Below are 22,822 nucleotides of genomic sequence, written 5' to 3' on the forward strand. Positions count from 1 at the left end.
GTGGTGGTGATGCGGTCGGTGCGGCGGGCGAGGAGGGCGACCTTGGCGCCGAGTTGGGCGAGTCGTTCGGCGGTGGCTTCGCCGATTCCGCTGGAGGCGCCGGTGACGACGGCGATGCGGCCGGTGAGGGGGGTTCCGGTCAGGACCTGGCTCATGGGGTGTGTCTCCTTGACGGTGGTGTTTCGAGGTGTGGTTCCTCGGGGTACGGATTCCATCGTCGGCGTGATCGGGGTGGGCGAACAGGCCGCGGTCTGCCTAGGTGCGCCACACCCAGGAAAATCGCTATGCCGAGGCGGGGGCCTTCCTCATTGAGCCGCTGATGCTTCGTCCTCCGCATACCGGAATGCTCTGTCCAGTGATGTAACCGGATCCGGCGTCGGCGAGGAACGCAACGGTGCGTGCGACATCGAGGGGCTGTCCCACTCGGCCGACCGGGATGGATTGGCGCACTCGCTCGATGATCTCGGTGGGCATTGAATTCGACATCGGTGTTTCGATGAACCCGGGCGCGATGCAGTTGACGGTGATGCCGTCGGTTGCAAGACCCAGCGACAGGCTTCTACTCACGCCGGCGATCCCGCCCTTGGAGGCGGCGTAGTTGGTGGAGCCGAAGTTGCCCAGCCATGCGCGCGAGGTCAGCGAGATGATCCGGCCACTTCCCGAGTGGCGCAGCGCCGGTAATGCGGCGGCAGTGGTGGTCAGCATCCCGATCAGATTGACATCGAGAACCTGCCGGAAGACTGCGGGATCCATCTTCTCGATTCGGGCGTCGTTGAGGATTCCCGCGCAGTTCACCAGAACATCGAGCTCGCCGAGTCGGGAGACGGTGGCGTCGACCGCGGCCTGCACGGATTCTCGGTCGGCTAGGTCCGCGGCGCGGGCAGAAACAGTGCCACCGCTGGTCTCGGTGATGTCGTTCGCGGCTGCCCGCAGTCCGGTTTCGGAGATGTCGGAAAGGCCGAGACTGTATCCGAGTTCGGCCAAGTGTTCGGCGATGCCTCGCCCGATACCGCCTGCAGCGCCGGTGATGAAGGCGACCCGAGGTCGTGGTGCGAGTCTTTGGCCGTCTGAGTTCATGGGTGCAGCCTTCCGAGGTCGGTGCCGTTGGCGGCGTAGATTTCCTGACCGGTCACCGCAGCCGCGTGCTCGGCGGTGAGTGTCGCGATCAGTTCGGTGACGGCCGGTTCGTTGGGATCGGTGTCGTAGAAGACTGCGTTCGCGGCACCGCCGTGCCGCTGCACCTCGATGGCAACAGACCGGACGAAGCTGATCAGTGCACCGGTAACCGCGCAGTCCAACGGTCTGAGCGGGTCTCCCAATGCCGCCGACGCCGGGGCGAGGACGACCACCCGGCCGCGATGGCGTGCCTCGGTGATGGCTGTCCAGTGATGCTGAACGGCGGAAAATGCAGTCATCAGTGGATCTACCACCGCCCGCTCGAGGTCCGCGGTGTCGAGCGTGGGGTCACCCTCGGCGCCACGGTAGACGAGCACCACGACCGAGGAGGCGGGTGCGTCGGCGGGAGGGGTGGTGTCGGCGAGATCGATCGTAGTGAACGCCGAGGTGGTCATCGCGTCACCAGCAGGACTGTGACAGAGCCACCGTCGGTGCCGCTGACAGTGCCTCCCTTGCAATAGGCGAGCCCGATATTCGCTTCGTCGACCTGCCGTTGCCCGGCACGGTCGGTGAGTTGCCAGGTGAGCTCGCAGATTTGTGCGACCCCGGTGGCACCCACCGGGTGTCCACGACTGAGGAGGCCACCGCTGGCGTTGACGGGGAGTTTGCCGCCGATCGAGGTGTTACCGTTCTCGGTCCACCTACCGCCCTCGCCGACGGGGACGACGCCGAGGCCTTCCAGGCGGACGATCTCGGCGATCGTGAAGCAGTCGTGCATCTCTACCAGGTCGATGTCTTCCGGCCCGTATCCGGTGATGTCCCAGGCCTGTTCGCCGGCGCGGCGTGACACGTCCTCGTCGTTGAGGTTGGTGTCGGCGGTCACGATCTTGCCGCTGACGAGGGCGCAGCCGGCGATGCGCGGAGCTGATGATCGCCCGAGTTTGGCGAGACCGGCTGCACTGCACAGCACCACTGCGGCGGCGCCGTCGCTGATGGGACTGCAATCGAGCAGTCCCAGGGGATCGGCGATGGTGCGGGCGTCGAGAACTTCCTGCAAACTGATCGGCCGCTGGTATTGAGCGAATGGGTTGTGCACCGAGTGTGCGTGATTCTTCACGGCCACCGCGGCAATTTGCTCGCGGGTGGCACCGTGGTCGGACATGTACCGCCGAGCGCTCATCCCGTGATTGGCGGCCATGACCAAGCCGTTGATGGCATCGAGGTCCGTGGGATCGGGCATGACCCCACCGGACACGCGGTCGGTCATCTTCTCCGCGCCGATGACCAGCACGATGTCGTACAGGCCGGCCTTGATCGCGATCCAGGCTTCTCGGATCGCGGTGGCACCGCTGGCGCAGTAGTTTTCGTGGTTGGATACGGGGAGTCCGCCGAGGCCCATTTGCGCCGCGACGCGTTGGCCGGCGACCGGACCGCCGAAGACATGCCCGACGTAGACGGATTCGATGTCCTTGGTGCTCACGCCCGCGTCGGACATCGCTTCGCGTGCGGCGCCGACGGCAAGTTTCTCGAACGTGACGTCGACGGGGTACTTGCCGAATCGCACCATGCCAGCGCCGGCGATGTAGGTCTCGCTCATCGGTTCTCCTCGGTGCCCCGGAAGCGGTACCACCACAGTGGCTCTCCGGAGGAATCGGTCTTCAATGTGAACAACTCGACAGCAACTTCGTCGTCGATCTCGACGGCACCTGTCGCCGCGCCCAACAATCGGACACCGTCGTCGAGATCGACGGTCACCAGGGTGTACGGCGTCTGCAACGGGGGCGGGGCCTGGTGAACGACGGTCCAACTGACGACTCGACCTCGGCCGGCCAGCAGGACGTTGTCGACGGCGTCAGCCCCGCAATGAGGGCACAGCGGCCGCTCCGGGAACGAGCGTCGGCTACACACCCGGCAGGCAATACCCTTAAGGCCCTGCGGCTCCAAATTGACGACATCGCTTCTCAGTGGTGAACCTGTGGAAATCATGGGCTACATTCCGCCTCTCTGAACTAGCTGCGCTGCAATGACGTTCTTCTGGATTTCGTTGGTGCCCTCACCGACGACCACCAGGGGGCGTCGCGGAAGTCGCGCGAGAGTTCCTCGGTGACCTGGACATAGCACGGCGTCGAGACCGGGGCGCCCCCGAATTCTTCGGGAACGGCCACCCGCAGATGCCGATATCCTTCATCTGTTCGATGAATTTCTCGGGGTACTCGTTCTGGTGTTCCATCTCGTTGACCACGGGCTTCACATCGCGGGTCGATGAAGTCGCGGACAGTCTGGATGAGGAGTTGTTCTTCCTCGGGGATGTCGAAGGTCACGTGAGAGTCCGTCTGTGTCAGTGGTCGGCGAGCGGAGTGGGAACGGACCGGGTGGGCATCCCGGTGGCGTCGAGCCCGAGTTCGGTGAGCGCAAGTTCGCGTAGGCGGGCCTTGGGTACCTTGCCGCTGGCGACGCGCGGGAAGCTGGCGCTGGTTCCGTAGATCGCATGGTGCGGGGCTTTGTATTTGGCGGCCTTGCTGCGGACGTGGTCCTGGATCCGGGCGAGGGTGACGTCGTCGCGGTCGGCGTCGACGAAGACGACGATCGCCTCACCGCGGACGATGTCGGGGATGCCCACGGCATGCACTTCCCGGACGCCGGCGATTTCCCCGACCAGGAGTTCTACTTCGAGGGGGCTGACGTTGATGCCGCCGGGTTTCATCATTTCCGAGAGCCGGGAGTGGAAGTGCAGGTACCCGTGCTCGTCCATGTATGCGAGGTCGCCGGTGCGGAAGAAGCCGTCGGGTGTCATGACCTCGCGGTTGCGGTCGGGATCCTTGTAGTAGCCGCGCATGACGTGTCCGCGGATCAGGATCTGTCCGATTTCACCGGCCGGTAGGGGGTCGTCGGTTTCCGGGTCGGCGATGCGGAAGTCCCAGTCGGGGAGGGGTCGGCCGATGGTGCCCTCGGCCCGTTCGACGGGGTCGTGGGCATCGGTCAGCGCGCACAACCCGTAGGACTCGGTCAATCCGTAGATGCTGGTGCCCAGGGTCAGTCCGAGTTCGGTGCGGGCGAGTTGGCGGTCGGCTTTGCTCAGGCCGAGGACACCCTTGCGGAGGCTGAGTTGGCGGCGAGCGCGGTCGGGATGGTCGACGAGGCTTCGGGTCATGTTGCCCAGTCCGTAGTAGGCGGTGCAGCGTTCACGTTCGAGCAGTTCGAGGGCTCGGCCGGGTTCATACACCTCCATGAGGACCACGCACGCGCCGTGGGTCCAGGTCGCGCCGAGGGCCTGAATGACACCGAGACCGTAGAACAGCGGTGTCGCGAGAAATGACCGGTCGTGCTCGTCGAGCGCCTGCCGTTCGCCGATGTTGAAGGTATTGACGATGGCGTGGTGGTGTTCGAGAGCGACACACTTGGGTCGGGCCGTGCTGCCACTGGTGTAGATGAGGTACGCGAGGTCGTCCGGTTCGACAGCGGCTTCGGCATCGGTCAGTGCGGCGTCGCTGATCTGTTCTCCGCGCCCGAGGAACTGGTGCAGCGGTACCGCAGCCGGGAGACGGTGGTCTCCGAGCTCGACGACCTGACGCAACGTCGGCAATGCCGTGTCGTGGAGTACGCCGTCGGGGCCGGGTGAGTCGGTGACCGCCGCGACGGCGCCCGCGACGATGGGGGCATAGTCCGTACCGCGCAGTCGGTCGAAGAACAGCAGGGCTTTCACGTCGCCGTGGTCGAGCGCATACGAGAGTTCATCGGTCTTGTACCAGGTGTTGATGGGCACGACGGCGGCGCCTATCCGGGCCCCGGCCATCGCGGTATATAGCCACTCGGGCCGATTGCCTGCCAAGATGGCGATCGAGTCACCGCGACCGATTCCTATGGCGAGCAGTGCCTTCGACCATCTGCTGACCTCGCGATCGAGGTCGGCGAAGGTGATGTCGGTCCCTTCGAAAGAGAGCGCGGCGCGTCTGGGGAAGCGGTCGGCCATTTCGTGCAGCAATGCCCCCCAGGTGTGTGCGGCAGGAGCTGATGCGGTCATTGGAGTTCCTCGGGTTGTGCAGGCGACGAAACGATGGGGACAGCTGCAGGCGGGGTGGGTAAGCCGGGTGTGTCGACGGCAAAGGCGAGTACGCGCCCGCCTTTGGCGACCGTCACGATGAGACGGTCGAGCGCGGCGCCGGCGAAGCAGACACTGGTGGGCATCGTTCCTTTACCGATCGCCAACTGCTCGCGCAGCTGCGCGGCCGGGTCGAAGTAGGTAACCGTGCCCGATTTGCTCCCCGCCACCCACAACCCGCCGCGTGCGTCGACGGTGATGCCATCGGGGGTTGGGACGGTGATCTCCGGGAAGTCATGATCGACGGTCGCGGTCGAAGCTGTGACCACATAGCGGCGCACCCGGTCGCGCGCGGTCTCGGCGACGTACAGGTGTTCCGGGGAGGTTCCGAACGCGATGCCGTTGGGGAAGAAGACGTCGTCGAGAATGACGGTTGCGTGATCGGCCGCGGGGTCGTATCGCCAGACGCGGCCCGGCAGGGCTGCGTCGCCGAAGCCGTGACCGTTCGGGTCGGTGAACCAGAGCGCGCCGTCCGGCCCGAACGCACAGTCCGAGGGAGCATGGACGTTCTCGCTGAGGATGGTGCGCGGCGCGGCGGGAGCGTGGTGATCCCAGACCTGGATGGACGGGGTGGTGTGCAGCTGTGACCTGGTGGGCATCGCCTCGCCACCATTCTGGGTGATCCACAGTCGACCGTCGCACCCGAGCGTCATGCCGTTGGGTCCGCCACCGGTTTCGGCGACCGCAACGGCCGGTTGGCCGTCGAGGAAGACCTCGTACAACGCGCCGCGGCTGACGCTCGTGACGAATAGTCGGCCGTCGGTGGTCCACACGGGGCCCTCGGTGAAGCCGATGTTCTCTGCGAGTGTCAGGCCGTCCTCGACTGTTCTGGTGGTGATCGATGGTGCAGCCATCAGTGTTGTCCTGTTCTGGTCGTCGCCGGTGTCGTGCAATCGGTCGACGCCCAACGCGTCATCAACGTTGTTGCCGGCTCCGTGTTTTCACCGTGTCCGCCGGCATTGCCCGGTGTTCTGCTGTATCGGGGAGCGGGGGCAGGTTCGACGCGTTCTCCCCGGATGAGGGTGTTTCGGAACTGCATGTGTGGGTCGGTCACCGCTTCGTCGAGAGTGAGAACCGGGGACACACACGCGTCGAGTTCGGCGAAGACCACCGTCCATTCTTCGCGGGTTTTCGTCCGGAAGATACTCGCGAACCGATCCTTCATGGCCGGCCACTGCGCCCGGTCCTGTTGTGCCGGCAGGTCGGCGTCGGCGAGCCCGAGCCCGAGGAGCAGCCGCTGGTAGAACTGCGGCTCGATACTGCCCACGGCCATGAAAGCGTCGTCCGAGGTCCGGTAGACGTTGTAGAAGTGCGCACCACTGTCGATACTGTTCGTGCCGGGTTCGCTCGACCAGTTCCCGGTGGCCTTGCGGTTCCAGATACCGCTCATCAGCAAGCTGGTTCCGTCGATCATCGCAGCGTCGACGACCTGACCGACATTGCTCGACACCCGCTCGTAGAGCGCGGCGAGTATTCCCGTGACCAGCAGCATCCCGCCGCCGCCGTAATCACCGACGAGATTGAGCGGCGGAACGGGAACTTCCCCCTGGCGGGCGATGGACCGAAGGGCACCGGTCAGCGCGAGATAGTTGAGGTCGTGGCCGGCGGTATCGGCGAGCGGTCCGTCCTGCCCCCAGCCGGTCATTCGGGCATAGATCAAGGCAGGGTTGCGGCCTAGACAGGTATCGGGTCCGAGCCCAAGTCGTTCCATCACGCCCGGCCGGAATCCTTCGATGAGCACGTCGGCGCGATCGATGGCGTCCAGGGCACGGTCGCGTTCGCAGGGGTCCTTGAGATCAAGGCTCAGCGTGGTCCGTCCCCGGCCGAGGATGCCGGCGTCGTCGGTGGTCTGGCCGGGCCGGTTGATCCGCAGGACTTCCGCGCCGGCGTCGGCGAGCATCATCGCGGCGAACGGTGCCGACCCGAGCGCGGCGATCTCGACGACGCGCAGTCCACGGAGCGGGCCGGGGGAGGGGGCTGTGTCGGTCATGTGCCTTCCTTGTCGGCTGCGACGAAGATCAGGTGCGACTCTCCGTCGTCGGTGATGAATTCGGCGCGGACGCGCTGCCCGATCCGGAGGGAGGGCATTGGCACGCCGACGAGGTTGCCGTAGATTCTGGCGCCTTCGTCGAGTTCGATGACCGCGACGACGTATGGACTCGGCAGGTGGAAGTCGGTCCGGTAGGTCTTGCGGAAGGTTGCGTAGGACCATAGGTGGCCCTCTCCGGTCACCGCGTTCCACTGTGGAGTCTCTGTGTCGCCGCATCGAGTGCAGACCGCTTTCGGAGGGAACTGCTGGGTTCCGCAGGCCGCGCAGGCACTGATCAGCAGCTCGTGGCGGGCCAGCCCCTCGCGATGGGCGGTCAACGAATAGCGGGGGCTCATGCCTGTGCTCCGTATACGACCGAGGTCACCACGGGAGCGGCGCACAGGTATTGAGCGATCGTCGCGTCGTGCACCTGGCGATCGCCGCAGGTCTTCCTCAACTGGCGGATCGCCTCGACGTTCAACCCCCACCCTTGCATGTAGCTTTCCGACAGGTGTCCGCCGGAGGTGTTGATCGGCAGCTCACCACGCAGCCCGATTCGGCCGTCCTGGATCCATGCTCCGGACTCGCCGGGTGCGCAGAATCCGAGGCCCTCGAGGGTGAAGAGCACGTTGGGGCTGAAGTTGTCGTAGGCCATCAGGACGTCGATGTCGGCGCGGGTGCAGTCGGCCATTGCGTAGGCCTGCTGCCCGGCGCTGGCGATCGCCTCACGCCAGAAGTCGTCCGGGGGGAAGTCAGAGTTGCGTAGCTGCCCTTGTTGTCCGAGCCCGAGGACATGAACGGGCGGTTGAGCACAGTCGCGGGCCCGGTCCGCGGAGGTGAGGATCATGGCCACCCCGCCGTCGTTGATCAGGCAGTAGTCGTAGATCTTCAGCGGTTCGACGATGAATCGGGACTCGAGGTAGATCTCGCGTGAGATGCGGTCTGTGAACACGGCCTGCGGGTTGAGCGAGGCGTGCTCTCGGAGGGTGATCGCGACTTGCGCCAGCTGTTCGGCGGTGGTGCCGTACTGCGCACAGTGCCGCTGGAACATCATTGCGTAAAAGGCTCCGGGAGAAGTCATTCCGTAGGGCAGGGTCAGCGCCGGGGTGGTGCCGTATCCCTCGGCGGCCGCGCTGGCGCTCGCGCTGCCGCCTCCATAGGTGTGCCCACCGGAGCGCCCGTTGTTGCCGTACACCAGCGCGATGGTGGAGGCCATCCCGGTAGCGATGGCCAGTACCGCCATCTGGATGGCGATGCCGGTCATGCGTCCCTCCGCCGGTAGCTGCGCCGACCAGCGTGGTTCGATTCCCATCCGTGAGGCCACTGCTTCGTAACTACTGACCCGGTTCACGATCAAGCCGTCGAGGTCGCCGGGAGTCAGTCCGGCATCGGTGAGTGCCGCCTGAAGGGCGGTCAAGCCCAAATCGTCGGCGGAGGAACCCGCGAGATTGCCGAATTCGGTCGTGCCGACCCCGACCACCGCGGTGGCCGCGCGAAGTACGGCCTTATCTGTGGGCCGGTATGGCTGCACTACAACTCCAAATTTGATAACTGATACGTACGGACAATTTACTGTGCCATGCCCGGCGACGTTTCCGCAAGGGGGGACGAGAATCGGGCAGCAACGTCGGATAACGTTGTGCAGCGGTGGATTCGATGCGAGGAAGAACGGGCGCCACCGGCCGCGCGGGCACGCCAGGCACCCCTCCGGTCTCATAATGCGAGGAGACCGGAAGGGTCGAAGCACCCCGGGGGAGGTCAGAGTGAGAAGTCGATGACTCCGCGGATGTTCTTACCGTCTCGCAAGTCCTGATATCCCTGGTTGATCTCGTCGAGCGTGTAACGGGTGGTGATGAGCTCGTCGAGTTTGAGCCGACCTGCATCGTAGAGTCGCAGCAAGCGGACGATGTCGTACTGCGGATTCGACGATCCGAACAGGGTGCCCTTGATGGTCTTCTCCATGAACACCATTTCCTGGCCCGACACGTGGACGGTGAGGTTGGCGGCGTTGGACACACCCGTGACCACGACCGTCGAGCCCTTCCCGATCACGTTGAATGCCGCGGTGATGGTTTCCTCGTCCATGGTTCCGATGAGCACGAGGGCCTGGTCGGCACCCTGACCCCAGGTCAGTTCGGTGACCTTCGCGTGCGCATCTTCGGCATTGGAGAAGACGTGGGTCGCACCGAATTTGAGTGCCGTCTCTCGCTTGAACTCGACGGGATCGACGCACACGATGTACTTCGCACCGGCGTGCACCGCACCCTGCACCGCGTTGATACCCAATCCGCCGATCCCATAGATGACGGTGGTGTCCCCGGGGCGAACGTTGCCGGCGTTGACCGCGGTTCCCCATCCGGTCGGGACACCGCACCCGACGAGTACCGCGGAGTCGAGCGGAAGCCAGTCGTCGACCTTCACGACCGAGTATTCGGACACAGTCGCGAATTCGGAGAATGCCCCGAGCATGCAGAAAGCGCTGTAGTCGGTGCCGTCCTTGTGGAGACGGAAAGTGCCGTCCGGCATGCTGCCTTCGAGAATCGTGGACCCTGCGTCGCAGAGATTCTGGCGTCCGGTCGAGCAGTACCGGCAGATGCCGCAACTCGGGGTGAAGCTGCAGACCACGTGGTCACCGACCGCGACCTTCTTCACTCCGGGGCCAACCTTCTCGACGATGCCCGCCGCTTCGTGGCCGCCCACCATCGGATAGCGCACCGACAGATCTCCGTCCATCATGTGCAGATCCGAATGGCACAGCCCGGCCGCGGACATCCGCAGCATGACCTCCCCGGGGCCGGGATCGTCGATGTCGAGTTCCATGATCTCGAAGGGGGCGTGGGGCGCGGTCAGTACGGCAGCGCGTGTCTTCATTGTTCTTTCCGATCGTTCGAGGGAAATTCAGCTGTGCATGGTCCAGACGGACTTGGTTTCCAGGTATCCGTCGAGGCTGTCCGGGCCCAGGTCGCGGCCGTAGCCGGACTGGTGGAACCCGCCGAAGGGAGCCGCCGGATCGGTCAACCCCCACCCGTTGACGTAGACGGTCCCGGCCTGCAGTCGGCGGGTCATCGTCTGGACGGTGTTCACATTCTTCGTCCAGATGCCCGCGGCCAAGCCGTAGTCGCTGGCATTCGCGCGCTCGATGACCTCGTCGATGTGGTCGAAGGTGAGAACGACGACGACCGGACCGAAGATCTCCTCACGGGCGCATTCCATGTCGTCGGTCGCATTGGCGATGATCGTCGGGGGGTGGAAGTGTCCGGTCAGATCCTCGGGTATCTGCGCGCCCTGATAGATCGTGGCGCCCTCTTCCTTTGCGCGCTGGACGTATCCCCGGACACGCTCGAGTTGCGCTTTGTTGGCCAGGGGCCCGAAGTCGACGCCCTCCTCGATGCCGGGCCCGATCCTCAACTGGCCGGCGATCGCGGTGAGTCGCTCGATGACCTCGTCGTGWATGTCATTGTGCACAAACAATCGCGATGGGGCGCTGCAAGTTTGGCCGGAGTGCCAGAAGATGCCACCCGCCGAACCGGTCACCGCCTCCTGCACATCGGCGTCGGGAAGGATGATGTTGGCGGACTTGCCGCCCAGTTCGAGCGTCACCCGTTTGACGTCGTCCGCGGCTTGGCGGGCGATGTGCTTGCCGACCTTCGTCGAGCCGGTGAAGGTGAGCTTGTCGACCCCGGGATGGGTGACCAGTGCTTGCCCAGCGGTTCCGCCAGTGCCGGGGACGACGTTGAGCACGCCGGCGGGAAGTCCGGCCTCGGTGGCCAGCTCCGCCAGCCACAGCGCCGACAGGGGCGTTTCCTCGGAAGGCTTGAGGACAATCGTGCACCCGGACGCGAGGGCGGGACCGATCTTCCATCCGCACAGCAGAAGCGGGAAGTTCCACGCGGTGATCGCGCCCACCACCCCGACCGGCTCACGTTCGGTGCGTATGTAAATGTTGGGATGAGATACCGGGACGGTCGAACCGACAATCTTGGTGGGCCAACCGGCGTAGTAGTGAAATGCTCGGGCGGCGAACTCGACATCGATGTTTCGTGCTGCGCCGAGAACCTTTCCTGCATCAAGGACCTCGAGCTGAGCGAAGTCGTCGGCGTGCTGGTAGATCAGATCGCCGATCCGGTGGAGGATGCGTCCGCGGTCGAGTGGGCTCATCTGCCGCCAGGGAGCGGACTCGGCGAACGCGCGCCGGGCCGCCTCGACCGCGTCGGCGACGTCGTCCACCCCTCCCGAGGCCGCAACCGCAATCTGGCGCCCGGTTGCCGGGTCGAAGATGGGAAGCTCCTCGCCGCTGCGCGCTGCGCGCCGTTCGCCGTCGATGAAGACGTGCGGCGCCGCGTCCAAACGCTTGACGACAGCCGAGGAGAGCAGGTGATCAGTCGATGCGGTGGTTGTCATCGTGCCTCTCAAAATGGATATGTGATACATCAGGTGTGACGCACATTACGTCAGGACGCCCATGAAGTCGAGTCCGACCTGGACGGTGTGGAAACGCGATACGCAGAACTCGACGGGCTGACGACGGATGGTTTCGAAAACCAGCAGGTCAGATCGATGCTGAAGGTGTCTCGGCGGGGAAAAGCGCGGGTGTGGTGTGTTGCCGAGGGCGATGTGCCCGCCCTCCTGTCGACCGCGTTACACTAGCGATTGTTGATGATTGATCAAATTAGGAGTCGATATGACCACGTCCGACGCTGAGGTCGAATTGTCGAATCGTCGTGCACGGAACGGTGGCAGGAGTGAGGATGCTCGTCCTCATGTCTCGCGGCGGAACATGAGTGGTCAGGTCGTCGACTACATCAAGAACATGATCTTCGACGGGTCTCTGATCCGGGGGCAGCGAGTGCCACAGGACCAAATCGCCAAAGACCTCGGGGTCAGTCGCCTGCCGGTTCGGGAAGCGCTCATCACTCTCGAGGCCGAGGGGTTGATCGACTCCGAACCTCATCGTGGTTCTTTCGTCGTTCCCATCCTGCGCGAGGACATCGACGATCACTACCGGATCTACGGAATGGTGCAGGGGCTCGCATCGCGGCGCGCTGCGTCGCGGATCACGCAACCAACGCTTGCCCGGCTGCAGGAGCTGCACGAGGGCATGCAGGCGAGCGATGATCCTGATCTATTACACAACCTGAACTGGGAGTTCCACGCTCTCATCAACCAGACCGGTGGCAGTCGGCGCCTGTTGTCGGTGCTGCGGCAGCTGGCCAAGAACCTGCCACGGGCCGTGTACGAGGCACCCCCGGGGGCGAGCCCGGAAGCCAATCGGGGGCACCAGAAGATTTTGGACGCCTTGAGGAGTGGAGACGCGGCAGCGGCGGATGCCGCATCGCGCGAACATGTCCAGTTCGAGGGGGAGTACGTGATCGCCAAGCTCAAGCGCGATGGGATCCTCGCCGACGACGCCTAGTGGCAGGCACAAACTTGTCAGTTCTACGTCGTTCACGGCCTGGCCGGCAGGTGGCCGGGTACGGCGGGGCGAGTGTCAGCGAGTGGGGCATGCGATTCGCGGCTGGCGCAACACCAGTGCAATGACTTCTGCCTGTGTGCGCACGCCCAGCTTGCGCAGGATACTGCTGACGTGAAAGCGCACGGTGCTCTCGGCGATGTAGAGCTGCTGTCCGATCTCGCGGTTGGACGAGCCCGCGACCAGGCACCCGAGCACGTCGCGCTCTCGGCCGCTCAATGATGGCCAGGATGCCGAACCGCCGGTGCCATGGATGTCTTTTGGAACCGCGACGAGCTGACTGAGGATGTCGAGAGCCACACGACGGGCGGCCTGGTCGTCCAGCTCGTCCGATCGCAGTGCCGTCACTGCGCGGTGGACAGCGGAACACCTCACGGCACCAGGAACTGTCTCGTTCCGCGAATAGCAGTCGGGACAGGATGTCGACACCTATACCTCCTTTCTAGGCACTGCCGCTTCACGAAGCTCAGATTGTATCAACTATCCGTGCGCTTCCAGCGGGTGCGGGGGTAAACGTCCGGCAGCCTTGTCGAACATCGCCAGTTCAACCGTCCTTTCAAGGACGAAGGGACGAGTCGTTGGCCGTAAGACTTGATAAGTGATACAAAAATACGCACACTTTGTGGCGCGCGCCACAGCGTGTTCCCCTCCTCCTCGATCGCCCCTCGACGTCACCAGGAGATCCGATGACAGAAATAGCCGTTGACGATGGTTTGCGCGAGAGACCGCCAGCCACTCCTGCCTCGGAGGGGCCGCTGAGGCCCTATCACTGGGCCGTCATGGTGCTCGGCGTGCTCGGTTACGCGACCATCGCGGCCGACGCCGCAATCTTCCCCACCAGTTACCCCCTCGTCCAACAAAGTCTGGGATTCTCCGACAGCGCTGTCGGATACATCTATGCAGCCGGATTCTTCACCTGCGGTGTCATCGCTATGTTCCTCATCGGCCCCATGACCGACCGGTTCGGCCGTAAGCCTCTATTCATAGCGGCTATCGCGATTTGCTCGGCGTTCACGATTCTGACTGGCTTCGCCTGGAACACAGCATCATTCGGTGTCATGCGGTCGATCGCAACCATCGGTTATGTCTCGTGGGGGCTAGCCACCGTACTCATTGCGGAATCGGTACCCGCGAAGCATCGCGGATGGATGACCGGGACTGTGCCAGTGGGGTGGGCCATCGGATTCGGATCGTCGGCGTTCTTCTCCGAACACATCGCCGCCGGCATGGGATGGCGGGCGGTGTTCTGGATCGTCGGCACACTCCCCTTGGTCTTCGGTATCGCCGTCTCCTTCGTCATCAAGGAAACACCGCACTTCCAGGATCTCCAGCATGCCCGTCGAACTGGGGCGAGCAGGTTCCACATCGACGTCGCTATGACGGAGAAGAGTGTGCTCGCTCAGCTGTGGGCAGCCGATATGCGTCGCCGCACCATCGGCGTCACCGTGTTCTTCCTCTTCATCGTGCCCCAATACGCCATCATGTCCTACTTCGGACTGAGCTTCATGCAGGCGAAGGACATTTCGTTCCTCGAGGCCAACCGTGCGATCAGCTGGGCGAACTGGCTCGGTATCGTCACCATCCTCGCCGCCAGTTTCCTCACACGGGGCAAAGGTGCCCACTACACCCTCACGGCCGTTGGAGTGCTCGGATCTGTATGCGCCATCTTCATGGTGTACCTGGCGACACCGTCGACGATCGTGCCCTGGTTCATCGTGTACGTCTTGATCACCATCGGCCTCTGGGGCGGATCCTCGAATTTTCTCCAGGAAGCCTTCCCCACGCGTATCCGTGGCACGGGCGGAGCCTGGGGTTCGGGCATGCTGTGGGCCAGCTACGGAACTCTCGCGCTCGTCGTCGCCCCGCTGCTGACCCGCTACAGCTGGAATGTGCTGGTCATCGTCTTCGGTGCCGTGCTGCCGCTGATCGCGTTGGTCGGCCTGTGGCTGGTCCCGCAGCCGAAGGCGCTCAACTCCAACCTCGAAGACCTGGTGCACTGACATGCGTTGCTGCACAACCGGGACCAACCGGAGCATTGCGACCCCGCCATCGAACAAAATCCCCTTGTGCTACCCCACCGGCCCCTGGCCGAGCGACACGATGCCCTGGCCCGAAGGAAAGAACCGATGAACGTTTTCGACGTCGAAGATCACGGACCCGGCCCAGCAGTGCTTTTCAGCCACGGCACGCTCCTGGATCGGACCATGTACGCCGCGCAAACCGCTGCTCTGGCCGATCGCTACCGAACCATCGCCTATACCAGCAGGGCCGGAACATCGGAATACGCCACCGCGTACGACCTCGACTCGCTGGTCTCCGATTGCCTGGAGGTGGCCGCGCGAGCAGGAGTCGACCGATTCGTGCTGGTGGGAATGTCGGTGGGCGGGTTCATGGCGATCGAGTTGGCCTTGAAGTACCCAGAACGGCTGGCCGGGCTGGTCCTGATGGACACGATGGCAGACGCCTACACCAGCGAGGAGAAGGCTCAGTTCGCCGAAGTGTTCCTGCCCATGAAGAGCGAAGACCCCATCCCCGCGACCTTCGCAGAAACTTTCATTCCTATCATTCTCGGCCCGCAGGCCGTCGCGAACCGTCCTGACTTGATCGATTCGTGGGTGCGCAAGTGGCGAGCTAGACCATCGCGGTCGGTGTGGGGCGAATACAACTCGTGGATCAGCAAGAGCGACCGCCTCTCCCGCCTGTCCGAGATAGAGATCCCGACCCTCATCGTGCACGGTGAGCAGGACAACGGCATCGACATTGCAGCTGCCGAACGGATGCATGCCCGGATACCGGGATCAGCTTTCGCCCGAATCCCAGGCGCGGGCCACCTGGTGACTGAGGAAAACCCCGACGCCGTATCAACGGCGCTGGCCAGCTTCCTTGACGCCCTTCCGCGTTGGTAGGCCCGACCGCACAGCCTCGCCCACCCCACGCCACCGACGACCCTGAACATGGACACCGAATGAAACCCACCACCCTCGACAACGACGTCACGATCATCTCCGGCGGCAGCCGCGGCATCGGCGCCGCCATCGTCCGGACACTGAGCGAGCACGGCAGTGCGGTCACCATCGCCGGCGGCTGCGCCGAGAGCGGCCGTCGACTTGCCGACGAACTGGGTCCACGATGTCACTACATCCCACATGACGTCACCGACGAACAATCCTGGCAGGACGTCATCGACAGCACCGTCGACCGGCACGGCAAGGTGACGGCACTGGTCAACAATGCGGGTATCTACAAACCGGAAGGCGACATCGAGAACACCAGTCCGGAGAACTTCAACTCCCATTACCGGGTCAACCAACTCGGAGTCTTTCTCGGCATGAACGCCGTCGCGGGGCTGATGAAGGCAGCCCGCCACGGCAGTATCGTCAACATCTCCTCCATCGCCTCCCACCGCGCCTACCCCAACCAAATCTCCTACACCACAACCAAATGGGCGGTTCGAGGTATGACCAAAGCTGCCGCAGTGGATCTCGGACAGTTCGGCATCCGGGTCAACTCGGTTCATCCAGGATTCATCGATACCAGCATGCTGGACGTTGTTCCCGACTCACAACGAGGGGCCGTGGTCAGCGCGACACCACTCGGGCGCCTCGGCCAGACCGACGAAATCGCTGCATCCGTGGCCTACCTTGTCTCCCCGTCGAGCGGCTTCGTCACCGGCGCCGAACTCGTGATCGACGGCGGACTCTCCGCATGAACGTCCCCCACTCCCAGCCCCCGTGCCAACACGTCACCACGACTACTCCCTCGAGCCATTTTCCTGGAGGAACTCATCATGAGCGGGACTGAAAAACGCTCCACCACAAAGATGCTGCGGGTTACCGCAGCAGGATTCGCCGGCACTGCCCTCGAGTACTACGACTTCTTCCTGTACGGCACCGCCGCAGCCCTCGTGTTCGGGCCCTTGTTCTTCCCGTCATACAGCCCGCTAGCAGGGACCCTCGCCTCCTTCGCGACTTTCGCGGTCGGATTCCTGGCCAGGCCGTTGGGCAGTGTTCTCTTCGGCGGAATGGGGGACAAGGTCGGTCGGCGCAAGACGCTCGTGTTTTCGCTGTTGATGATGGGCACCGCGACGGTTCTGATCGGCGTACTTCCGACATTCGAGCAAGTCGGCTGGTTCGCTCCGCTCCTGCTGGTCACCCTCCGATTCGTGCAAGGCATCGCGATGGGCGGAGAGTGGGGTGGAGCTGCTCTGATGCTCGTCGAGCATTCACCCCCGCACCGGCGCGGGCTGTACGGAAGCACCGTTCAGATGGGGGTACCCGGCGGACTCCTGCTGTCGACCATCGCCATCACCGTCAGTGACCACATTTCCGGCGACGCCTTCGAGACCTGGGGTTGGCGGATCCCGTTCCTGCTCAGCGCCGTCCTTTTCGCCATCTCGATGTTCATTCGCCTCGGCGTCGAGGAAACTCCGGACTTCACCGAACTGCAGACCGCCTCGGCCCAGCAAAGCACCCCGGTGCGTTCACTACTGCGCAATCAATGGCGGGAAGTCGCTCTGGCCGCGGGCGTCATCGCGCCTGGAGGCATCCTGTTCTATCTGGTGTCCACCTACGCCGTCTCCTACGGCACCACGATCTTGGACATCAGCCGCACCTCGATGCTCAATGCGCTGCTCGCCGCATCAATCGTCTACTTGATCAGCCTGCCGGTATCCGGTCATCTGAGTGACCGGTTCTCCCGCCGCATCGTCATTCTCGCCGGGTGCTTCACCGCTCTGTTCGGAGGTTTCGTGCTGTTCGCGCTGATGGATACCGGGTCGGGGTGGGCCGCGTTCTTGGGTATCACCTTCATGCTGGCGGTGGTGCATTCGGCACTGCAAGCCCCGCAGCCGGCGTTCCTTGCGGAGCGATTCAGTGTCGATGTCCGGTTCAGCGGCGTCGCGTTGAGTCAGGCGCTGTCAGTTAGTGTCATCGGTGGCACCGCCCCGTTCATGGCGACGCTGTTCTACAGCTGGACACACTCCACCTGGCTGATCTGTACCTGGCTCGCACTCTGGAGCGTGGCTGGGGCCGTCTCGACGATCGCGCTCAGCAGGAGACCATGCGCGATCGACGATGCCGACCAGCGACCGGCCGATACCGACCGGGAACCCCGACTCGGTGCGTCACGACAACTGACCGGCACCCACGAATAGTTCCGTAGATGCGCATAGCTCCGCGGACACCGCATCCGCGGAGCTATGCGCCGGGGGTACCCGGCGCGCCACCGACATAACGCCACTCGATCCGACCACGCAGTCCGCCGAGAATCTCGGCGGGCGTCGTCCCGAGCGCGTGAGCCCACCGCTGCGCACCCGCGGTGCTGCCAGCGGTTCCCCCGAACAACACGGCGCGATCTCCTTCCACCACATCGGTGTCGGTCCCGAGGTAGACCAGTATCTGATCCATGCACACCCGCCCGACCTGAGGGCGCCACCTGCCGCCCAGCAGCACCGACATACGGCCACCCAGCGCACGCGGAATCCCGTCCGCGTACCCCACAGGCAGCAATGCGATCGAACAGTCCCTCTCTGCCACCCACCGGAATCCGTACGAGACCCCGTCGCCCGCCGCGATCTTCTTCACCAGCGCCACCTCCGCCGACAACGTCAGGGCCGGAACGAGTTCCGCTTCGAGGGCAGAACCGGTTGGCGCGACACCGTACAGACCGAGATCGGCGCGGACCAGGTCGAAGCGTAAGTCACTGCGACGCAGCGCCTGCGCGCCGGCGAGATGGGCGGATTCGAAGGTCACCCCGGCTGCGCGTGCGAACCGTAAGTACTCGAGAAAATGGTCGCGGTCTCGATCCACCACAGAGTCGGCATTGGTGTCGTCGCCGGTCGACGAGTAGATGCCGCGAACGTGCACCGTCCCCTCCGATTGAGCGGCGCGTAGCGACCGGATCAGATCTGCCCAGTGCGGGACACGCTGGGGTGCACGTCCGCAGTCGACGGCCACCTGGACCGTCGCAGTTGTCCCGCACCGTGCCGCCGCCCTCACGGCCGCCACCTGATCGGCGGATTCAACCGTTACGGCGACGCCGGTTCGTATTCCCGCGTCGAGGCAGTCCTCCCCGTACCCACGTACCGGCGCGAACGCCAGGATCGGGGCGCCGATACCGGCCCGGCGAAGTGCGCACCCTTCATCGATCGTCCGAACCCCCAGTTCCCGCGCCCCAGCCGCCAAGGCGGTGACCGCGACCGGCACCGCACCGTGGCCGTACGCGTTGGCCTCGACTACCGCCATCAACGACGCCGTCCCGGCCCGAGCGGCCAGGGCCCTCGTGTTCCGGGAGGTGGCGTCCAGGTTCACACAGGCCTCGATCACCGGTCGACGGCCCTCCAGAGATCCGGCGCCGGGAGCGACATCGGTCTCCGAGTGGAAGGCTGACACGGTTCTGGCCCTCGATTCAATGGCAAGCACCCACCCATACAGGGGTGGGGAGGACGGAGTGCCTCGGACGAGGCTGCGAATTCTGCCTGACACCTTACTCGGCCACAACCTCGGTCATCGGGCATGTAATTTGACCACGTTAAGCCCAGTTCGGTCGACTGCCAGATTATCCTCGATTCAGTAGGCGAGGTGGGTGATGAGCCGATTCAAGGCACCAGATGCCGGTCCGAGGGGATAGATGGCCGAGACCGATCCGGGGGCAACACAGCGCGACCAGACTCCAGACATCGCCACGGAGCTGGCGGCGGAGGGATTCGAGTGCGCCACCGAGATCGGACGGGGCGGCTTCGGGATGGTGTACCGCTGCGAAGAGCGGACTCTCGATCGCGTCGTCGCGGTCAAGGTGCTCACCACCTATCACGACTCGGAAGGCGTGGCCCGCTTTCTCCGTGAGCAAAAAGCAATGGGACGCCTGTCCGGGCACCCCAACATAGTCACGATTTATCGCGTCGGAACGACGGGCGCCGGCCAACCGTACATCGTCATGCACTACCACGAGCCGGGCTCCCTCCAGGCACTGATCGAGTCGGGTCCGATTTCCTGGATCCGTGTCCTGCACCTCGGGATCAAGGTGGCCGACGCGCTCGAGGCCGCCCACCAGCAATCCATCCTGCACCGAGACATCAAACCCGCGAACATCTTGATCGACACCTTCGGAGAGCCGCAGCTGACAGATTTCGGCATCGCCCGCATCACCGGCGGATTCGAGACCACGGCCGGTGTCGTGACCGGATCACCCGCCTACACCGACCCCGACGTGCTGCTCGGGCATCCCCCCAGCCCAGCCGGCGACATCTACAGCCTCGGAGCGACCCTGTTCAGCGCGCTCACCGGACACGCGGCCTTCGAACGGCGCAGCGGTGAGCCTCTGATCGCTCAGTTCCGGCGCATCACAAATCCGACCGGTCCCTTGCTAGGTGACTGGCGGGGAGACATCCCCGAGGAACTCTGCACTGCGATCGAGCATGCCATGGACCGCGATCGCGGCAACCGTCCCCGCGCGGCAGCCGAATTTGCGGACCAGTTACGCCACGTCCACCACAACTCCGAGAGCAGCGCACCCGAGGGGATCGCGCCAGAATTGAGCGCCGACCCGGAACACCATTCATCAACGTCCGGTTTCCAATCCCCGTCACCGCACTCGCGGACGCCGACACCCTCCGGTCGGTACTCGGCACCTCCCACGCCCGCCACCAGATTCCGACCACCACCACCGAGCCGCACCCTGGTCCCCCGTGCCCGCCTGATGCAGGCTCTCCACACCGATCGACGGCGGCGCCTGGCCGTGATTCACGCACCCACCGGCTACGGAAAAAGCACCACGGCGGCACAGTGGCTCCGTCAGCTCGCCGACGAGGGCATCGCCACCGCATGGTTGACCGTCGACCGAGACGACAACAATCCGCTGTGGTTCCTCGCACATCTCATCGAAGCCGTCACCACCGCATTGCCGGCCGTGGCGACCGACTTGCGGGACACCTTCGAAGCACACGGTGACCACGCATGCCCGCACGTGCTGACAACGCTGATCAACACACTGCACGATCAGGACCAACACCTGGCCCTCGTCGTCGACGACTGGCATCGGGTCTCGGATCCCTCGAGTGTGGCGACGCTGACGTACCTACTGGACAACGGGTGCCACCACATCCAGGTCATCGTGACCAGTCGCAGCAAAACAGGACTGCCGATGAGCCGAATGCGCGTTCTCGACGAACTGGTCGAGATCGATTCGGCAGCACTGCGATTCGACGAAGAAGAAACACGCACCTTCCTCACTGAAACATCGGGAGTGGACCTGGCGACAAGTGACATCGCCAACCTGGCGAGGTCGACCGACGGGTGGGCCGCCGCCATCCAGCTGGCGTCGCTATCTCTGCGCTCGTCCGCGGACCCCGCCGGTTTCATCGAACACCTCTCGGGCCGCCACCAAGCGATCGGAGATTTCCTCGCCGAGAACGTCCTCGACTCCATCGACACGGACACACGCGCATTTCTGCTGGCCACCGCCATTCCCGACCGCATCTGCGCCGACCTCGCCTCCACCCTGACCGACGTGCGACGCGGACAGGCGATGCTCGAGCTGATCGAAGAACGCGACCTGTTCCTGCGCCGAGTCGACGACGAAGGACACTGGTTCCGCTACCACCACATGTTCGCCGAATTCCTACGCGGCCGCCTCGACACCGACTTTCCCGGACGATCGACGCAGTTGCATCGCTCCGCCTCCACCTGGTTCGCCGAGCACCACTTCCTCAGCGAAGCGGTCGATCACGCACTGCGTGCCGGCGATACGACCGGTGCGGTGGAACTGATCGAACGCGACGGGACGTATCTGCTCGAGCATTCGCAGATGTCGACGTTGCGTGGACTCGTCGACAAGCTGCCGATCGACAGCGCGGTATCGAATCCGCGGCTGCAGCTCGCCGCCGCCTGGTCGAACATCCTGCTCTACAACCCCGACCCGGCTCTGCAGGCACTCGACCGCGTCGATACCGCGCTCACCCACCGCAGCGACCCGGACACCCCCGCGCTGGCCGCCGAAGCGTCGGTGGTCAGAGCAGTCGTGGAATTGCGCGCCGACCGCGCCTCTCGCATCGACGACTTGGTGCGTCCGTGTCTCGATCGACCCGATGACCTCAGGCCGTGGGTCGTATCCGTCGCGGCGAACGTCGCGACGTTCGCCGCAATCTGCCAAGCGGACTATCGCGCCGCCTATGCCCTTCAGCAATGGGCCGCAACGTATCACCAGCGGAACAACGGGCCGTACAACTCGGTGCACGGACACTGTTGGGTGGGTATAGCCGCCTTCGAGCAACTCGACGTGAGCTTGGCGGAATCGAGTTTCCGAACCGCGATGAAGATCGCTCAGCAAATGGATGGACGTCGGTCGTACACAGCTCGGCTGGCCGGGGGCCTGCTCGGTGAAGTTCTGTACGAGAAGGGTCAGATCGTCGAGGCCGAGCGACTGCTCGACGACGGATTCGACCTCGGGCCACAGGCGGGGGCCGTCGACTTGAAGATCACCCGGTACGTCGTCGGAGCCCGAATCAAAGCGATTCGCGGTGACCGTTCGGCGGCGGTTCAACGGCTGGACGAGGGCGCACGATTCTCCATGCAGATGCAGCTGCCGAGGCTCCACAGCGCCATCGTCAACGAAGCGGCGCGCCTGGATCTCGTCCTGCCGTCCTCAGATGCACAACCTGAGGACCTCACCTATGCCGAACGCGCCGAGCAAGTGTCCGGTCTCGACGAGGCGATCGCGCAGTACCGGGAGGAGGCGGCAATCCGGGGATTGGTGCGAACCGGATCCCCGGCGAATACCGACCTCGCATGCCAGTGGGCCAGAGAGTGGGTAGAGCGCCTCGCGGACAGCGAACGCCACCGGGCCGCGCTGCGGGCCCGCCGACTGCTGGCCGGCTGCCTCGCCGCATCCGGCCGCAGAGAAGAGGCCGGAAAGGTGCTCACCGAGGTGATAGCCCGCTGCTCGCAGGCCGGGTTGGTGCGGTTCCTCGCCGACGGGGGCGAACACGTCATGGACACCCTCCAACACATCGTCGACACCGACCATCCACCAACTCATCCGCCGCACTCGTCGGACGTGCCCCGCGACTTCTTGTTGGCGGCGCTCGCGGCTGATGCCGGCCTGACGTGAGACC

Annotated in this window: 21 protein-coding genes; 6 read left to right on the forward strand and 15 right to left on the reverse strand. The window is 64.4% G+C overall.

Annotation, left to right across the window (positions count from 1 at the left end; genetic code table 11):
* The 13 genes from AC1D1G_RS19475 to AC1D1G_RS19535 all read right to left on the reverse strand — a co-directional run.
* On the reverse strand, positions 1-155 hold a 155-nt coding region (locus tag AC1D1G_RS19475; RefSeq protein ID WP_477951582.1), incomplete at its 3' end, for an SDR family NAD(P)-dependent oxidoreductase.
* 127 nt (positions 156-282) lie between these two features.
* A complete protein-coding gene (locus tag AC1D1G_RS19480; RefSeq protein ID WP_477953319.1) occupies positions 283-1,077 on the reverse strand; it encodes an SDR family oxidoreductase in 795 nt (264 codons plus the stop codon).
* Positions 1,074-1,571 (reverse strand): hypothetical protein, encoded by a 498-nt coding sequence (locus tag AC1D1G_RS19485; RefSeq protein ID WP_477953321.1) that lies wholly within the window; start codon positions 1,569-1,571, stop codon positions 1,074-1,076. Before AC1D1G_RS19485 ends, AC1D1G_RS19480 begins: the two co-directional genes overlap by 4 nt.
* Complete coding sequence (locus AC1D1G_RS19490; RefSeq protein ID WP_477953323.1) at positions 1,568-2,713, reverse strand: thiolase family protein; 1,146 nt, start codon at positions 2,711-2,713, stop codon at positions 1,568-1,570. The genes AC1D1G_RS19485 and AC1D1G_RS19490 overlap by 4 nt, the downstream gene beginning before the upstream one ends.
* Positions 2,710-3,102 (reverse strand): Zn-ribbon domain-containing OB-fold protein, encoded by a 393-nt coding sequence (locus AC1D1G_RS19495; RefSeq protein ID WP_240960784.1) that lies wholly within the window; start codon positions 3,100-3,102, stop codon positions 2,710-2,712. Before AC1D1G_RS19495 ends, AC1D1G_RS19490 begins: the two co-directional genes overlap by 4 nt.
* Positions 3,103-3,125: 23 nt before the next feature.
* On the reverse strand, positions 3,126-3,437 hold the full coding sequence (locus tag AC1D1G_RS19500) for an acyl-CoA dehydrogenase family protein (protein ID WP_477953325.1): 312 nt from the start codon (positions 3,435-3,437) through the stop codon (positions 3,126-3,128).
* 17 nt (positions 3,438-3,454) lie between these two features.
* Positions 3,455-5,137, reverse strand: a complete 1,683-nt coding sequence (locus AC1D1G_RS19505; protein ID WP_167117908.1) for an AMP-binding protein — start codon at positions 5,135-5,137, stop codon at positions 3,455-3,457.
* The gene (locus tag AC1D1G_RS19510; RefSeq protein WP_167117911.1) at positions 5,134-6,069 is read right to left on the reverse strand and encodes an SMP-30/gluconolactonase/LRE family protein; all 936 of its coding nucleotides are present in this window, start codon (positions 6,067-6,069) and stop codon (positions 5,134-5,136) included. The genes AC1D1G_RS19505 and AC1D1G_RS19510 overlap by 4 nt, the downstream gene beginning before the upstream one ends.
* On the reverse strand, positions 6,069-7,205 hold the full coding sequence (locus tag AC1D1G_RS19515) for a CaiB/BaiF CoA transferase family protein (RefSeq protein ID WP_477953327.1): 1,137 nt from the start codon (positions 7,203-7,205) through the stop codon (positions 6,069-6,071). Before AC1D1G_RS19515 ends, AC1D1G_RS19510 begins: the two co-directional genes overlap by 1 nt.
* Positions 7,202-7,600 (reverse strand): OB-fold domain-containing protein, encoded by a 399-nt coding sequence (locus AC1D1G_RS19520; protein WP_167117917.1) that lies wholly within the window; start codon positions 7,598-7,600, stop codon positions 7,202-7,204. Before AC1D1G_RS19520 ends, AC1D1G_RS19515 begins: the two co-directional genes overlap by 4 nt.
* The gene (locus tag AC1D1G_RS19525) at positions 7,597-8,775 is read right to left on the reverse strand and encodes a thiolase family protein (RefSeq protein WP_346842856.1); all 1,179 of its coding nucleotides are present in this window, start codon (positions 8,773-8,775) and stop codon (positions 7,597-7,599) included. Before AC1D1G_RS19525 ends, AC1D1G_RS19520 begins: the two co-directional genes overlap by 4 nt.
* A 227-nt stretch (positions 8,776-9,002) precedes the next feature.
* A complete protein-coding gene (locus tag AC1D1G_RS19530) occupies positions 9,003-10,115 on the reverse strand; it encodes an NDMA-dependent alcohol dehydrogenase (RefSeq protein ID WP_167117923.1) in 1,113 nt (370 codons plus the stop codon).
* A gap of 27 nt (positions 10,116-10,142) precedes the next feature.
* Positions 10,143-11,645: an aldehyde dehydrogenase family protein gene (locus AC1D1G_RS19535; protein WP_167117926.1), complete on the reverse strand. Its 1,503-nt coding sequence runs from the start codon at positions 11,643-11,645 to the stop codon at positions 10,143-10,145.
* Positions 11,646-11,925: 280 nt separating this feature from the next.
* Between AC1D1G_RS19535 and AC1D1G_RS19540 the strand changes: the two genes are divergently transcribed.
* Complete coding sequence (locus AC1D1G_RS19540; protein WP_167117931.1) at positions 11,926-12,657, forward strand: GntR family transcriptional regulator; 732 nt, start codon at positions 11,926-11,928, stop codon at positions 12,655-12,657.
* Positions 12,658-12,732: 75 nt separating this feature from the next.
* Here AC1D1G_RS19540 and AC1D1G_RS19545 read toward each other — a convergent pair whose 3' ends face one another.
* Entirely contained in the window at positions 12,733-13,062 is a 330-nt protein-coding gene (locus tag AC1D1G_RS19545; RefSeq protein ID WP_477953330.1) for a helix-turn-helix domain-containing protein, read from the reverse strand.
* 338 nt (positions 13,063-13,400) lie between these two features.
* Between AC1D1G_RS19545 and AC1D1G_RS19550 the strand changes: the two genes are divergently transcribed.
* The 4 genes from AC1D1G_RS19550 (at position 13,401) to AC1D1G_RS19565 (ending at position 17,866) form a co-directional block, all read left to right on the forward strand.
* A complete protein-coding gene (locus tag AC1D1G_RS19550; protein WP_477953332.1) occupies positions 13,401-14,714 on the forward strand; it encodes an MFS transporter in 1,314 nt (437 codons plus the stop codon).
* 126 nt (positions 14,715-14,840) lie between these two features.
* Entirely contained in the window at positions 14,841-15,620 is a 780-nt protein-coding gene (locus tag AC1D1G_RS19555; protein WP_477953333.1) for an alpha/beta fold hydrolase, read from the forward strand.
* 59 nt (positions 15,621-15,679) lie between these two features.
* Positions 15,680-16,423, forward strand: a complete 744-nt coding sequence (locus AC1D1G_RS19560) for an SDR family NAD(P)-dependent oxidoreductase (RefSeq protein WP_477953335.1) — start codon at positions 15,680-15,682, stop codon at positions 16,421-16,423.
* Between the two features lie 78 nt (positions 16,424-16,501).
* The gene (locus tag AC1D1G_RS19565; RefSeq protein WP_477953337.1) at positions 16,502-17,866 is read left to right on the forward strand and encodes an MFS transporter; all 1,365 of its coding nucleotides are present in this window, start codon (positions 16,502-16,504) and stop codon (positions 17,864-17,866) included.
* 43 nt (positions 17,867-17,909) lie between these two features.
* Here the strand turns inward: AC1D1G_RS19565 and alr are convergent, their stop codons facing one another.
* Entirely contained in the window at positions 17,910-19,103 is a 1,194-nt protein-coding gene (gene alr, locus AC1D1G_RS19570; protein WP_167117949.1) for an alanine racemase, read from the reverse strand.
* 238 nt (positions 19,104-19,341) lie between these two features.
* On the opposite strand from alr, the gene AC1D1G_RS19575 reads away from it, so the two are divergent.
* Positions 19,342-22,818, forward strand: coding sequence for a protein kinase domain-containing protein (locus AC1D1G_RS19575; protein ID WP_477953339.1), 3,477 nt, complete (start codon positions 19,342-19,344; stop codon positions 22,816-22,818).
* Positions 22,819-22,822: the final 4 nt, after the last annotated feature.

Source organism: Rhodococcus sp. P3_B8 (genome assembly GCF_056402775.1).

Coding starts and splice junctions, on each gene's coding strand:
- AC1D1G_RS19540 (WP_167117931.1), top strand. CDS start 11,926: ATGACCACGTCCGACGCTGAGGTCGAATTGTCGAATCGTCGTGCACGG.
- AC1D1G_RS19575 (WP_477953339.1), top strand. CDS start 19,342: ATGGCCGAGACCGATCCGGGGGCAACACAGCGCGACCAGACTCCAGAC.
- AC1D1G_RS19510 (WP_167117911.1), bottom strand. CDS start 6,069: ATGGCTGCACCATCGATCACCACCAGAACAGTCGAGGACGGCCTGACA.
- AC1D1G_RS19530 (WP_167117923.1), bottom strand. CDS start 10,115: ATGAAGACACGCGCTGCCGTACTGACCGCGCCCCACGCCCCCTTCGAG.
- AC1D1G_RS19515 (WP_477953327.1), bottom strand. CDS start 7,205: ATGACCGACACAGCCCCCTCCCCCGGCCCGCTCCGTGGACTGCGCGTC.
- AC1D1G_RS19490 (WP_477953323.1), bottom strand. CDS start 2,713: ATGAGCGAGACCTACATCGCCGGCGCTGGCATGGTGCGATTCGGCAAG.
- AC1D1G_RS19495 (WP_240960784.1), bottom strand. CDS start 3,102: ATGATTTCCACAGGTTCACCACTGAGAAGCGATGTCGTCAATTTGGAG.
- AC1D1G_RS19560 (WP_477953335.1), top strand. CDS start 15,680: ATGAAACCCACCACCCTCGACAACGACGTCACGATCATCTCCGGCGGC.
- AC1D1G_RS19480 (WP_477953319.1), bottom strand. CDS start 1,077: ATGAACTCAGACGGCCAAAGACTCGCACCACGACCTCGGGTCGCCTTC.
- AC1D1G_RS19505 (WP_167117908.1), bottom strand. CDS start 5,137: ATGACCGCATCAGCTCCTGCCGCACACACCTGGGGGGCATTGCTGCAC.
- AC1D1G_RS19565 (WP_477953337.1), top strand. CDS start 16,502: ATGAGCGGGACTGAAAAACGCTCCACCACAAAGATGCTGCGGGTTACC.
- AC1D1G_RS19485 (WP_477953321.1), bottom strand. CDS start 1,571: ATGACCACCTCGGCGTTCACTACGATCGATCTCGCCGACACCACCCCT.
- AC1D1G_RS19520 (WP_167117917.1), bottom strand. CDS start 7,600: ATGAGCCCCCGCTATTCGTTGACCGCCCATCGCGAGGGGCTGGCCCGC.
- AC1D1G_RS19550 (WP_477953332.1), top strand. CDS start 13,401: ATGACAGAAATAGCCGTTGACGATGGTTTGCGCGAGAGACCGCCAGCC.
- AC1D1G_RS19555 (WP_477953333.1), top strand. CDS start 14,841: ATGAACGTTTTCGACGTCGAAGATCACGGACCCGGCCCAGCAGTGCTT.